General features: G+C 46.6%; 15 protein-coding genes and 1 pseudogene. 4 read left to right on the forward strand and 12 right to left on the reverse strand.

Annotated elements, in window-relative coordinates:
• Positions 1–11 precede the first annotated feature (11 nt).
• Both NST26_RS32880 and NST26_RS32885 read right to left on the reverse strand, forming a co-directional pair.
• The gene (locus NST26_RS32880; RefSeq protein WP_339252552.1) at positions 12–1,013 is read right to left on the reverse strand and encodes a sensor histidine kinase; all 1,002 of its coding nucleotides are present in this window, start codon (positions 1,011–1,013) and stop codon (positions 12–14) included.
• Entirely contained in the window at positions 1,014–1,697 is a 684-nt protein-coding gene (locus NST26_RS32885) for a response regulator transcription factor (RefSeq protein ID WP_339252554.1), read from the reverse strand. It abuts the gene before it with no gap.
• Between the two features lie 222 nt (positions 1,698–1,919).
• On the opposite strand from NST26_RS32885, the gene NST26_RS32890 reads away from it, so the two are divergent.
• Positions 1,920–2,762 carry a sialate O-acetylesterase gene (locus NST26_RS32890; RefSeq protein WP_339252556.1) on the forward strand — a complete coding sequence of 281 codons (843 nt, stop codon included), beginning with the start codon at positions 1,920–1,922 and terminating at the stop codon, positions 2,760–2,762.
• Positions 2,763–2,911: 149 nt separating this feature from the next.
• Here NST26_RS32890 and NST26_RS34145 read toward each other — a convergent pair whose 3' ends face one another.
• The 7 genes from NST26_RS34145 to NST26_RS32925 form a co-directional block, all read right to left on the reverse strand.
• A complete protein-coding gene (locus tag NST26_RS34145; protein WP_445165055.1) occupies positions 2,912–3,598 on the reverse strand; it encodes a CD3324 family protein in 687 nt (228 codons plus the stop codon).
• A gap of 11 nt (positions 3,599–3,609) precedes the next feature.
• Positions 3,610–4,314 (reverse strand): hypothetical protein, encoded by a 705-nt coding sequence (locus NST26_RS32900; protein WP_339252558.1) that lies wholly within the window; start codon positions 4,312–4,314, stop codon positions 3,610–3,612.
• 205 nt (positions 4,315–4,519) lie between these two features.
• A complete protein-coding gene (locus NST26_RS32905; protein WP_339252560.1) occupies positions 4,520–4,930 on the reverse strand; it encodes a hypothetical protein in 411 nt (136 codons plus the stop codon).
• Between the two features lie 345 nt (positions 4,931–5,275).
• Positions 5,276–6,142: an SDR family oxidoreductase gene (locus tag NST26_RS32910; RefSeq protein WP_340980737.1), complete on the reverse strand. Its 867-nt coding sequence runs from the start codon at positions 6,140–6,142 to the stop codon at positions 5,276–5,278.
• Entirely contained in the window at positions 6,139–6,648 is a 510-nt protein-coding gene (locus tag NST26_RS32915) for a hypothetical protein (RefSeq protein WP_340980738.1), read from the reverse strand. Before NST26_RS32915 ends, NST26_RS32910 begins: the two co-directional genes overlap by 4 nt.
• 128 nt (positions 6,649–6,776) lie before the next feature.
• Complete coding sequence (locus tag NST26_RS32920; protein WP_339252566.1) at positions 6,777–7,322, reverse strand: MarR family winged helix-turn-helix transcriptional regulator; 546 nt, start codon at positions 7,320–7,322, stop codon at positions 6,777–6,779.
• A 156-nt stretch (positions 7,323–7,478) separates the two neighbouring features.
• A complete protein-coding gene (locus NST26_RS32925; RefSeq protein WP_339252568.1) occupies positions 7,479–8,384 on the reverse strand; it encodes a helix-turn-helix transcriptional regulator in 906 nt (301 codons plus the stop codon).
• 73 nt (positions 8,385–8,457) lie between these two features.
• Between NST26_RS32925 and NST26_RS32930 the strand changes: the two genes are divergently transcribed.
• Positions 8,458–8,991, forward strand: coding sequence for a dihydrofolate reductase family protein (locus NST26_RS32930; RefSeq protein ID WP_339252570.1), 534 nt, complete (start codon positions 8,458–8,460; stop codon positions 8,989–8,991).
• A gap of 158 nt (positions 8,992–9,149) precedes the next feature.
• Here NST26_RS32930 and NST26_RS32935 read toward each other — a convergent pair whose 3' ends face one another.
• The gene (locus NST26_RS32935; protein WP_339252572.1) at positions 9,150–10,262 is read right to left on the reverse strand and encodes a serine hydrolase domain-containing protein; all 1,113 of its coding nucleotides are present in this window, start codon (positions 10,260–10,262) and stop codon (positions 9,150–9,152) included.
• A 158-nt stretch (positions 10,263–10,420) separates the two neighbouring features.
• Between NST26_RS32935 and NST26_RS32940 the strand changes: the two genes are divergently transcribed.
• A complete protein-coding gene (locus NST26_RS32940; RefSeq protein ID WP_339257672.1) occupies positions 10,421–11,356 on the forward strand; it encodes an AraC family transcriptional regulator in 936 nt (311 codons plus the stop codon).
• A gap of 61 nt (positions 11,357–11,417) precedes the next feature.
• On the opposite strand, the gene NST26_RS32945 is transcribed toward NST26_RS32940, so the two are convergent.
• Both NST26_RS32945 and NST26_RS32950 read right to left on the reverse strand, forming a co-directional pair.
• Positions 11,418–11,822, reverse strand: coding sequence for an effector binding domain-containing protein (locus NST26_RS32945; protein ID WP_339252573.1), 405 nt, complete (start codon positions 11,820–11,822; stop codon positions 11,418–11,420).
• Complete coding sequence (locus NST26_RS32950) at positions 11,819–12,400, reverse strand: MerR family transcriptional regulator (RefSeq protein ID WP_339252574.1); 582 nt, start codon at positions 12,398–12,400, stop codon at positions 11,819–11,821. The genes NST26_RS32945 and NST26_RS32950 overlap by 4 nt, the downstream gene beginning before the upstream one ends.
• Before the next feature lie 196 nt (positions 12,401–12,596).
• On the opposite strand from NST26_RS32950, the pseudogene NST26_RS32955 reads away from it, so the two are divergent.
• Positions 12,597–12,865, forward strand: a pseudogene (locus NST26_RS32955) (sialate O-acetylesterase); the annotation flags it as partial.
• Positions 12,866–12,918 lie beyond the last annotated feature (53 nt).

Below are 12,918 nucleotides of genomic sequence, written 5' to 3' on the forward strand. Positions count from 1 at the left end.
ACGGAGTGCTGTTAAATGACATGCTTATAAAATTTGATCCGAAACTCTGTACCGGTCCCGCTGTCGCTCGTTACATCAATCACGCCGTTCTGGCTTGCAATGATGCTGTGAGCCATCGCAAGCCCTATACCGATGCTTCCTTCATTAGCATTCTTTCCTTTATAAAAACGTTTGAATATATAAGGCAAATCCTCTTTCGGTATGCCCACTCCGTTGTCAGCAATAACGATTTCCGTAAATAGCATGTTGTCGGAAAATGTGATGGTAATCGCACCGCCCTCAGGGGTATGCTCCACTCCATTCTTCAAAATATTGATAACCGCTTCAGCAGTCCAATGGAAATCGCCGTCAAAAGAGACGTTGTCATCCCCTGTGATGGAGACGGTCTGGCCCTTAATATCCATCGGAATCATAACCGGCTCCAGTGCCTTTTGGATTAGGGTTTTCATGTGTATTCGATCTTTTTTGAACGGGATCGTTCCCGCATCCATTTTCGCTAGCTTTAATAAGGATGAAACCAGCCAATCGATCCGTTCAAGCTGAATGCGGATATGATGGGTGAACTCCGTTCTTTTGAGTGGAGGCAGATCAGGGGCACTTAACAGATCTGCCATGACTGTCATAGAGGTGATCGGTGTTTTGAGTTGATGTGAAATATCGGAGATGGCATCGGTCAGTTGAAGCTTATCCTGCTGCAATAACGAACGATGCTCGGAGAGCATGCGTGTCACCTTGTAAATATCATTCTTTAAGATGCTAAGCTCCCCTTCTTGATTATCGCGAGGGTCAAGGGAGGCCTGGCCGCTGCTAATCTCCCGCAAATAGACGGACAGCTTCTCTAGCTCGTAATATCTCCGTTTTGTGAATAATACAGCGGTGCCGGTAAGCAGCACGGATACAATAATAACCAGGGCTGCGGCGGCAGACGAAATGAAAGCAGCAATGACGATCGCCGATAAGCTGATTGAGCCCATGACGAGCAATAACAATAGATTTTCCCGATTGCGCAGCATCTAATCACCAACCTTATAGCCTAAACCGCGTACCGTTTTGATCAGAGCCGGCTGCTCCGGATTATCCTCCAGCTTTTCCCTTAGCCTTTTGATATAGACCGTTAACGTGTTGTCATTCACGAAGTCGCCCGCCACGTCCCAGATTTGCTCCAAGAGCTGATTCCTGGTGAGGACCTGTCCAACATGGTTGCCAAAGATCAGCAATAAGCGGTATTCCAGGGCGGTTAGCGAAATTTCGGCACCGTTTTTATATACTTTGCCTTCCAGTGTATGGATGCGCACATTGTCAATGTCGATGACCGCTCCGGCGTGGGACAGCTTCTGGTATCTCCGCAAGACGGATTTGATCCTGGAGAGAAGCTCGCGAACCCGAAATGGTTTGGTAATGTAATCATCGGCTCCCATATCGAGCCCCATCACGACATTGACCTCATCATCAATCACCGTTAAGAAAATGACCGGAATATCCCGCCGTTCCTTCACCATCTTGCATAATTCATAGCCAGTTCCGTCTGGAAGCTGTAAATCGAACAGGCACAAAGTGAACTGATCGATGTCTTCGGCGAGCATCTTTCGGGCTGAAGCGGCATTATGGCAGAGAACAGTCCAATAACCCTCTTGCTGCAGTGAATATTCCAGTCCCGACGCGATCGTCTTATCATCTTCAACTAATAATATTTTCATCTGAAGGTCATCCTTATGATTGATTTTAGAACATTTAATGAATTCCACGGATTCGTTTCTTTATAGTGATAAATGCCGCCATATCCTCCGATTAGCAGCTGCCCTTCTTGCTCATTATAATCATTCTGATTTCTTCTAACCACATTCTCAAAATAGATTTCCTTAATTCCACAGCAATGATCCAATTAGTCTATAATAGTTAGGTAAAGGAATGAGGATTAAATGATAAAATCATTTTTAATGTTAGGTCAATCTAATATGGCAGGCCGTGGATTCTTGCATGAAGTCGACCCTATATATAATGAAAAAATCAAAATGCTGCGGAATGGACAGTGGCAGATGATGACAGAGCCGATTAATTATGACCGTCCGGTCTCCGGTGTAAGCCTGGCGGCGTCTTTCGCCGATGCCTGGTCGAACGCCAATCCTAATGAAGAAATTGGTTTGATTCCTTGTGCAGAAGGCGGCAGTTCTTTGAATGATTGGCATCCGGAGGGCATCCTTTTTCAGCATGCTTTGTCCGAAGCCCGCTTCGCCTTGCGGTCCAGTCAAATCTCCGGAATTCTTTGGCACCAGGGTGAGAGCGACAGTTATCATTCGCTGCATGAAACTTATTACGAGAAATTAACCCTGATCATCGAGACCCTAAGAAACGAATTGAAGCTTGATGAGGTGCCGTTGATCATTGGCGGACTTGGTGATTTCCTTGGGAAGACTGGTTTTGGACAGCAAGCAACAGAGTATAGACAGATCAATGAACAATTGCAGCGCTTCGCTAACGAACAGCCAAATTGTTATTTTGTAACAGCGGCAGAGTTAACCGCGAATCCTGATGGAATTCATATAAACGCGGTATCGCAGCGCAAATTCGGCTACCGCTATTTCGAAGCTTTTTCGAACAAGTGTCATGTCTTGGAGCCCCTCCGGGGAGAGGAGCAATCGCTGAAAGTGGAGCGCGACTATTCGAAAACAGAACAGATCTACCTTCATAGCATGGATTTGGCTTTGGGTAAAATTACTTACGCCGAATTCGAGGCGCAGATGGTGAAGGTTATGCAGCCCTGATCCCTTTCGCTTAAAGGGTCTATCGGCGAAAACAAAGGGCGGCCTGGAAGGCCGCCACTGTTGTTTATACTATGAATAGATAGGCTTGATTCATAATGATTCTTTATAGTAATTCCTTCAGTCCTTGGCGGGATGACCCATTTCATGCTTTATTTGACAAAAAATAATACAGTTCCAAAATGATTCGTAAACCTCTTATAATCGGTAACCTCCCGCAACACGATAATGGTCGGGTACGAATTAACCTTGCGTTGGATTAGTCCAGCCAATATCTCCTTCTGTTCGGTACAGTAAAACTTCCCTTGATGATACTCAATGATAAGAGGCGGTAGAGCGGAATGATCTTCGGTTACATTCACATGGGAGTTACTGATATCGAATTCATCCCTTTGAATAAGACGCAATGGAAACTTTACGACCCCAAAATAGATTTGGTCTACAACGGCATTTTCTGTATGGACAGATGCGTTTTTAGAAAGCTGCCAATAGCAGTACATCCACTCTTCAAGTATCCCGCCATTCGCATATTCCACAGCTGACTCAATAGTCGGGGCATATGCTGCGTAGTCAGTCTGTTTCTTCGAGTAAAGGATTTTTTTAATTGAATCCAAAGATAAGAAGTATTCGTCAGCAAGCTCCGACACGGTACGTCCATGGGCGTACTTGTTGCGAATCATACGATTTCTTCTCTGCAACTGCTCCCGGTAACCGGAGGCTGCACCCCAAGCTTTCTTTTCCTCTCCAGCGGGGATGTAAATAAGTTTACCTGAGGCGTACTTTTGAACTTCTCTCAATAGTTCCTCTGGAAGGATGTCACTGCCATTCTCATATTTCATGTTATCACCGTCTACAAAGCGTAAATTCGATCTTTTAGTTCGCTGATAGATTTCATCATACTTGTACACGATTCTGTATCGTCGATCGATGCGTGCCAGCGCAATCCATCTATCCCTTTATAATACGCCATACATAAGAACCTTTCCTTGAAGTCGGGAATGATGATTTTCCGATTCTTGCAGTACTCCATGAGAAGCTCCGGTATTCGCAGATAAGGCTTGTTTAAGTCCATGATTGCAAAATCGATCAGGCAGTCTCCAATGCCAGAGTAGCTCCAGTCGGGAAACCCCACCGTGGTTTTCCCATCCGTAATCATGTTGATGAAAAACGTAAAGTTATTTACTAAATAACGTCTGCCCTCGCAATAAGGAATTCGCGCCTCCATCTCTTTGTAGTACTGTTCAAAGAAATCCCGTTGCAAAACCGTCGTTCCGAACATGTCCCTCCAATTATACCAATACCCTTCTTTGTGCTCAGCAAACGTGTCGATCAGAAAATCTCTGCAACTCTCATATTCAGGTGTGCCATCCTCGTTGAACCGTCCGTAGCCCCCTATTCCCGATATGTCAGACGTATGAATTTCAAATAGACTGTCAAATATCAGCTCGTGACAATCCTTGAATTGTTCGGGGCTTAATTGATCGGCCACGAACCCATTTGGGGTCATATTGACCTTATCGGATAGCATGGACCGCAAAAAATCATCTTTACTCATCTTCTCATCTCCTTAACTTGATTCACAACTCACTGCCATCAGGTGCGCATCTGATATGTAAAATCATAGCATTGGATAGATTTAGGGAATAGGCAATCAATGGCTTAAAGCGACTTTACACAGGTTAAAAAACTTGCCCCTACTTATAATATGTACTGAAGGCCACCGAAGTAAATCGGCAGCCTTTGCAATTATGCATTCAGCTTCAGTTCTGCTTGCTCCTAAAATACTCTGCTGTTTCATGAATTTCATCATTTTCTGAGAATAATCCTCGATCAATAAATACTTTTAATAATTCTGGAGCTACCTCTCGTGTCACTTCTAGTAATCTAATGTATTGCCATTCGTCCGCCCAATCAATACTTCTATTAACAACTTCAGGATAGTATTGTGTCAACCACTTGAGTGGTATTTTCTTAATAGCATCTCTTGCTAAAGTAATTACAGTTATGTTCTGACTCTCGCAAGCATAATTAACAAGAACCCCAAGCACTTTCATTCCAATTTCAATTGGCATCTGGTCGAGGGTTTTTAGACTTTCATAGGCATCCGGGAGTACTTTGTCAAGCGCTTTGCGTAACTGTAACTCGTAGGGATCAACTAATTGGCTGTCCATTATATTCACCTCCTGACGTTAAAGAAATACCGAACATTTTAAACGGATTCGTTTAACCATGTTTCCGTTCCCACCTTTGATGTTATTTTAGAATGTTTTTCTCCAAGTGTATATGAACCCAAAAAAGATAATACTCCGTAAAAGTACTTTATTTAAAATCCTCCATTATTTTGTAATTCCAAAAAGCTCGCAAAAGTCCGTTTGCTCCATCTTCGCTGCTACGCGTGACCCCGCCTCAACCCATGTCCTTCAAGGCTCCGTTCCAAGCCTGCTGCGGGATTTTCCGAAAAACTTGCCCCTACTTATGATACGGTTCACCGGAATGTTCCTTAAACTAAGGTACCTCTACCGGAAATTGTTTACACACTCCTGCAGAAAGGCTTCCAGCTTACGCGGCTCTCTGCCGAGCAGGCGACTCACAGTGTCATTTGGACTTTCTGGAACCACCCTGGACATGGATTGAATCTCCACAACATGGTTCGCAAGCCATGGAGGCATATTCCCGTGTTCAATAAGATTACGGAGTAGTTCTTCGGGTTCCATATTGATGTAACTTATTGGCCGATTGAGCAAGGCGGATAGTCGTTCCGCGATCTGTGGATAGCTGAAAAGCTCTGCACCCGTAAGCGTATATATTTGGCCTGAGACCTCAGGGTTAGTTAGAGCTTCTGCGGCAACATCTGCGATATCACGGCAGTCAATGAAGTTACACGGAGAATTGCCCATGGAGCCGAAGAAAACATTTTGAGTTGTAATCGTTGGTGCAAAGCGCATTAGATTTTGCATGAATGCATATGGGCGCAACACGGTGGAGGTAAGACCTGATTCCCTTAGCACTTTCTCAATTTCTTGATGCCAGCCCGCCACTGCTACTGGGGAGCTCTGCTCAAAGGCAGGGCTGGATATTTTCACGATGTGCTCGATTCCAGATTCGCCTGCAATCTGAATGATTGAAGTTTCCAATTCGATTTGTCTTGGACTGTTGGACATAGCGAGGAAGAGCTGGCTGGCACCTGTAAAGGCGCAGCGCAGCGATTCGGGGTCAGCAGCATCTGCCCATACGACCTCGATAGCCCACGACCCCTTTTCTCCGATCTGCTTACGCAACTTCTCTGGCTCTCTGCTCAGAGCCCTGGCGGGCACGCCAAGATCAGCCAAACGTTCCACCAGCGCACTGCCTATCGTACCTGTTGCTCCCATAATAACTATCATTTTTTTCTTCCCCTTTTGGATAAAAAATTATTTGTGACGGCGAGACGCCACCGCCATGTCACTATCGTGCTGGCTATGAATCCAGACAACGGGAAATCGATCCAGGCGCGATCGACCCAGGCCATGTGATGGCCCGGTATCATAAGTTCTAGTACACCAGATGTCACCCATGCCGCGCATAGGCCAAACAAGGACCCGGCTATTGCTAACCCTCCTACCACAACCAAGCGAGGTGCACCTGTGACCCATCGCATATGGCCCACTCGGCTGCGCAACAAAAGGCCAATTATCAAGGCCATCAAGGCCGATGCACCGCCGATTGTGGTTAATGCTCCGATTTGAAGCCCCCTATCAGCAGTAACCAATCCCCCAATACCTGCCATGATGGCAGGAGCAGCATAGGCCATTACAACTTCACGCCATAGTGCAAAGGGCTTTTTCCTGGAACCCACAGTCTTGATACCGTAAGCATCATCTGTTGGATTCGGGTATTTCATCTGGTTCATTTCGTTGCCCCTTCTTTCTTCGAGATCAATCCATTTGAGTGCTTTCAGCGAGATATAATTAGGAGCCTAACTATATAGGAGTAAAAATAGGCTAGCATGACTAGCCCATTCTACTCAATACTGATGTTTCACTTTGGTTTCGAGCCTGGTTCGTCCGTAAGTGCAGAGATGCCTTGTGTAACCCGGCCTAGCAAGTCGAGGAATACGGTGCGCTCGTCTATACTGAGTAAGCCCACCGTGGCCTCCAGCCAAGCGAAATGCTCAGGAGCCATTTCACGTAGCTTCTTCGCTCCTTCTTCCGTCAAAATAACCGATCTCTGGCGGCCATCCTTTGAGCTTAACCGCCTAGATACTAGGCCATCTCGTTCAAGAATGTCGATCAGACCAGTCACTGTAGCACGTGTAACGCCTAGATGCTCTGCTAATTGCGAAGGCAGCTCTTCTCCTTCGTAATCCTCGAGATCTGCCAATACACGATATCGACCTGTTGATAAGCCGAATCTGGAGAAATGAATCTCCGAGGCCTGACCAAGCTGGGCTCCCGCTGCCATTAGCCTAGATGCGACGAGTATAGCCTGTGCGTCTATGTCTAGGTTATAGCGATCAATCTGACGCTGAGATTGTACAAGGGAGGGAATAGCCTCCATGTCATTTATTTTTCTATTGTTGTTCATAGATATAGTATGGTACCTAATTACTTTCGTGTCAACCAGCTATCTTTAATTCATGTCGTCTGCGATCCGCTCATGCGCTTTTTGACCACTGATCCCGACAGGAATGATCGCATCAGCATCACTGTCAACACCCCGAGAAAATGGATATTGAGTATTTTATGAATACTGACTTATAGTCTTCTCTAGTAACTCTCTGACGGATTCCTGCAATTCCCTTGGAGAGACCACCTTTACTTCCGGTCCGTATGCAAGCAGCTTCTGCGCCGTGAACGGGAACTCTTCCACAGGAATATAGCCGCGCCATTCCCTGTCCAGAACTGATGCGAATAACCGGTCCGACTCCGCTAGCCTTACGCCCATATCCGTAAAATGTAATATGACTTCGGTGCTATCCCTGGTCTCCCCGGCCTTCATCCATGCTGCGAGCGTCGGAAGTGAATCCTCTATTCGGTGAGGCCCTTCCTCCAGCTGCTCCATCCGATCAACCCGATACAGGCGAATCTCACCCTGCTTGCTGGCGGGCATATACCAATACCCTTGTTCATAATAAATCCCGAGCGGATAGACCTGCACATTCTTCTTGCCGCTGCGGGAATGATAAGCAAATGTAATCTCTCTCTTCTCCATGGCTGCACCTAACACCTGGGTCGTTAACGGCGCTGGGCGTATCGAAGAGTGCTGAAGAACGGCAAGATGCTGCTTCGAACGCCTAATCAGATCCCGCACATCATCCGGCAATCCGGAATAATACTGATCTGCCAGTTGAGCCCGGATGATTCCATAGGGAAAGTCCGGAATATGCTCCAAATATTCAATCATCAGGAACAATCCCAACGCCTCGTGCTGTGTTAATTGAAGGGGTGGCAAAATCCGGTTCGGCAGCACCCGGTACCCCCCGTGTATGCCTACCTCTGAATACAGAGGAACCCCCATCTGCTGCAGATAATCCAGATCGCGTTGGATCGTCCTTAGCGATACTCCGAATCGTTCTGCCAGCTGGCGGGCCGTAAATTTGGTCCTTGAATCCAATGTCCGCATAATTTCCAGTCTTCGATTAATCAATAGCTTCACCTAACTACGTCATATTTTGTCATAGTTCAAGTGTATCATTGAATCTAGAAGGGAGCGATTAACAATGTCAAAACATAAAGTTGTGCTGTACATCGCTATGAGTCTGGATGGTTACATTGCAAGGCCCGATGGCTCTGTCGATTGGTTGTATGAGATCGAAGGAAATGGAGGGGATAACGGGTATAGTGAATTCTATGGAACAGTAGGAAGCGTAGTGATGGGGCGAAATACTTATGAAGAGGTACTGAAGCTAGCCGATGAATTCCCCTATGCAGATAAACCGGCTTTTGTCCTTACGCGTTCCGGGCACCCCCCTGCGCCACATGTTGTTTTTACAGGCGAATCCATTGACCGGCTTATCCCCCGGTTACAGCAAACCTCAGAAGGCAAGGTCTGGATTGTAGGCGGTGGATTGCTTGTCCAGAGCGTCCTGAAGCTGCAATTGCTGGATGAGCTCCAAATTGCGCTTATTCCCACCCTTCTGGGAGAAGGCATTCCCTTATTCCCTGACGGAACAGCGCCAGAGAATCTAACTTTAACCCATTCCGAGCGAATGGGTCAGATCGTGATGCTTCATTATCAAACACTTGGGTCATAATCTCCATGATCGAGGGGTAGTTATGATATGGTTCACCGTAACACTCTAACAGCGAAATTAAAGAGCATTCGTGTGGGTGCCCTTTAATTGTCGTATAAATTCGAATTTCAACGTTGATTGGAGTTCAATAAAACAGCGGCAGGCTAGGACTATGTCCTCTATTTGTTCTTCACCGCTTTAACCAAGCTCTCGATAAACTGGATAGGAAGGAGGGTATCCTGGGGATTCCCGGTAGCAGCCGAGTTCACGACGATCACTAGATTCAGGTCGGGTACGATGGTCAGATATTGGCCGGCATAACCCATACCGAAAACTGCCTTGTGCCCGCCGTACTGATTCATCCACCAATGGTGGCCATATTCGCCGAAAGACACATTCCCCTCCGAATGCCGAGAGGTCGATTCCCGGATCCATGCTTCCGAGACGATGCGCTTGCCATCCCATACGCCACGGTTAAGCACCAATTGGCCAATCTTGGCCAGATCCCTTGGCTTCATCTTCAGGCCGAAGCCCCCTGAATTCGAATCGTCCGGTGAACGGGGCCACTTCACGCTATCAATTCCGAGAGGACCCAACAGATGCTCCTTGGCAAAATCGAGTTCGGATTGCCCAGTCGTTTTCCTGAGAATCGCCGCCATTAATTGGGAACCGCCTGTATTGTAGTTCCATATTTCACCTGGCCTAGAATCCATCGGTTGGCTGAGTACAAATTGGTTCCAGTCCTTGGTCTCCGTCATAGGCTGGATCATATAATTCCAATCAGTCCATTCCGGGAAATGCAAGCCACTTGTCATGCTGAGCAAGTGCTCTAATGTAATGGATCTCTTATCGGGTGAATCGAACAACTCCTTATATTCGGGGAAAAATGACTCTATCGGCTCATTTATTCCTTTCAGATAACCTTTGTCGATAGCTATCCCGATCAAGAGCGATGTCACGCTCTTGGTGATCGAGTTTATAGCCAGCTTGGAATCCGACATGCCATCCTTGTAATACTCGGAGACAATTGTGCCGTCCTTAACAACTAGCATGGAGAGAACCGGCGATTCCTTGGCATATTGCATCACTGCTTCGACTTCCTTGGGATCCATCTCAACCTGCTCTGGAGTGCCGATCGGCCACTCCCCGTTTGGCAAGTTGATCACCTTGGAGTTGCCGGGGGACATCACAGGGGCTAAGGACTTTTCGGAAGAGCAAGCGGACATGGTAAGGATCATGCTAGCTGCCCCTGCCAACATGGCCAGCTTGGCATAACGGAATAATTCGGTCATACATTAACACACCCTTTAAGGTTATTATTCTTGCTTCCCTTATGGTAGTGTAATGGGCGAGTATCATCTTCCAATTTCTTGCTACCCGATTAACAATTCTTGCTATAATAGAGATAGGATTGAATCAATAATGAAAATAAGGGGGGACGGTGAAACGGATGGTGGTAGCCAAAGCGTTGGAATTGGAATACCGATACCGGGTCAACCATGTCGTCAACTACATGGAGGAGCATCTTACGGAGCCTTTAACCCTTAAAGAAGTGTCGGACGTGGCCGCCTTCTCCCCCTTTCACTTCCATCGGGTGTTCAAAGTGGTGATGGGCGAGAACGTGCACGGGTTTACCCGGCGGATCCGCATCGAGAAGGCAATCAAGCTACTGTTGTTCCACCCAAACCGGAGCATAACTGATATCGCCTTGGATTGTGGTCTGCAAACCCCGGCCCACTTTTGCAGAGTGTTCCGTGAGCATACCGGGCTGAGCGCTTCCGAATGCCGGGACAGGTTTCCTCTCCAGACGATTGCGGAACGGTTCAGGGCCCGATTAACCTTTGAAAAGTCCACTGAACTGTCCCGCAAGCTGGCGGATCTCCCGATTGAGATTCGCAACCTTACTCCAATGAATGCTATCTACGCCCGGTATAGGGGAACCATCAATGAAGGAGAAATCAATTCGGACATTAAAGGGCTCTTTGAGCGGTTAGCCTCGTGGTTGGACGCGAGAGAAGCACTGAAAAAAGGATGTTTGACGGTCGGACTCATCCTCGACGACCCTTTCATCACGCCGGATGGCAGACACAGGTATGATGCCTGCATTACAACGGAGCAACAGATGACGCCGACTGGCGATCTGGGCATCCGGACGATTCCTGGAGGCAAGTACGCCATGGTGCGGATTTTAACAGACAGACAGGATATAGCGAAAGATTTGCTGCACCTGGTCTCCATCGAGTGGCTTCCCCTAAGCCCGTATATATGGGACGTTTCACGTCCGGCCCTGGAGATTTACTTCCCCAACTCCCTTCACCATCCGGATGGACAGTGCGAAATGGAATTCGGCATCCCGATCAAACTAAATGAAGCAAGCTTCTGGTAGCTGAACGCCCTCTCTCTTCAAAAGTTTTAAGGCCATCCTTTACGGGATGGCCTTGTATCATTTACCGGTTCAACTTTGACTTTATCGGAAGTAGTAAATCCAATTGTACCACCTTGTCGATTTCCTCATTGCTTAAATGATACTGGTTGATGTAATTCAAATGCTCTTCCTTTGAACCATACATACAATCGGGATCTCCCCAGTTCGGTTCATACTCCTCATGGTGCTCGACCCACTCGGTCAACCATCCCCATTCCTCGAAGTTGCCCATGGGAATCATGTGAGCTGCGTATAAGCCACCGGTAAAATGCTTCTTCACGAACGGTTCACGTACCTCTAGATCATCAGGTATCGTTACCCATCTCTCGTACCCATGGTCCGATCCATCCGGTTGGACTCCATTCGGATGATTAAATCCATAATGCCGTAGATCAGGCTTGAGTTGGGCCAGCTTCGTGTCCATCATAAACTTTTGCAACTCATCCCCGTTTCATACTCCGGTAATTTTCCAATTACTTGGATCGAAGCCACTGGTGAAGGCGGAAGGTAAACAATCCGTACATCCTTAAGCGTGGATAAATGTTGATCTGCCTTGATCAAATCGTTCATGGATAGGTCCTCCTTGAGATTACTTTTGGATAAAGGAAGGGCTTCAACGATCTGTAGCAGAGTTTTATCCATCCAGACTCCCGGGTTCAGCTTCACTTCGGCATGGAGCTTGAGTTGATCTACCAAGTTTTGCAGTACATTGTGAATGACAGACAATGCCGTCATTTCGCTGGATAGTTCATAGATCTTTTCTTGGAACACAGCAAGTGCGATCCTGGACTCATCACTCTGCAGAATCCTTTGAATTTCCTTCAACGGAATTCTCAGCTTTCTTAGAACTAAAATCTGTTCTAATCTTACCAATGAACTCTCCTCATACGTGCGGTAAGCATATCCCTCCTTCTTCACACTTTTAAGCAGCCCGATCTGCTCATAGTATCGAAGCATTCTTGTGGAAACTGGATAGTTTTTGGTAACCTCGCTAATGGTTTGCATTCCGTGAGCCCTCCTTTCCATCAAAAGCATAAAGTACGACACGGCGTCAAAGTCAACATCCCTATGAAAAAAATAGTGTAGAAATCCTGTGGACCTTGATGCTCTAATTCCAGGCATAATGATCATTAATTAGTCTAATCAGACTATATAATGACTCAATTAGTCTATATTAGTTATGTAAAGGAATGAAAATCAAATGATAAAATCATTTTTAATGCTGGGTCAATCTAATATGGCAGGCCGTGGATTTTTGGATGAAGTGGCCCCTATATATAATGAAAAAATAAAAATGCTGCGTAATGGACAGTGGCAGAAGGTGGCAGTTCTTTGAATGATTGGCATCCGGAGGGCATCCTTTTTCAGCATGCTTTGTCCGAAGCCCGCTTCGCCTTGCGGTCCAGTCAAATCTGCGGAATTCTTTGGCACCAGGGTGAGAGCGACAGTTATCATTCGCTGCATGAAACTTAATGCAGCCTTGATCCTTTTAGCTTAACGGGTCTATCGGCGGAAACAAAGGG

The sequence above is a fragment of the Paenibacillus sp. FSL R7-0128 genome (assembly GCF_038002245.1).
GTDB classification, from domain to species: domain Bacteria; phylum Bacillota; class Bacilli; order Paenibacillales; family Paenibacillaceae; genus Paenibacillus_AQ; species Paenibacillus_AQ silagei.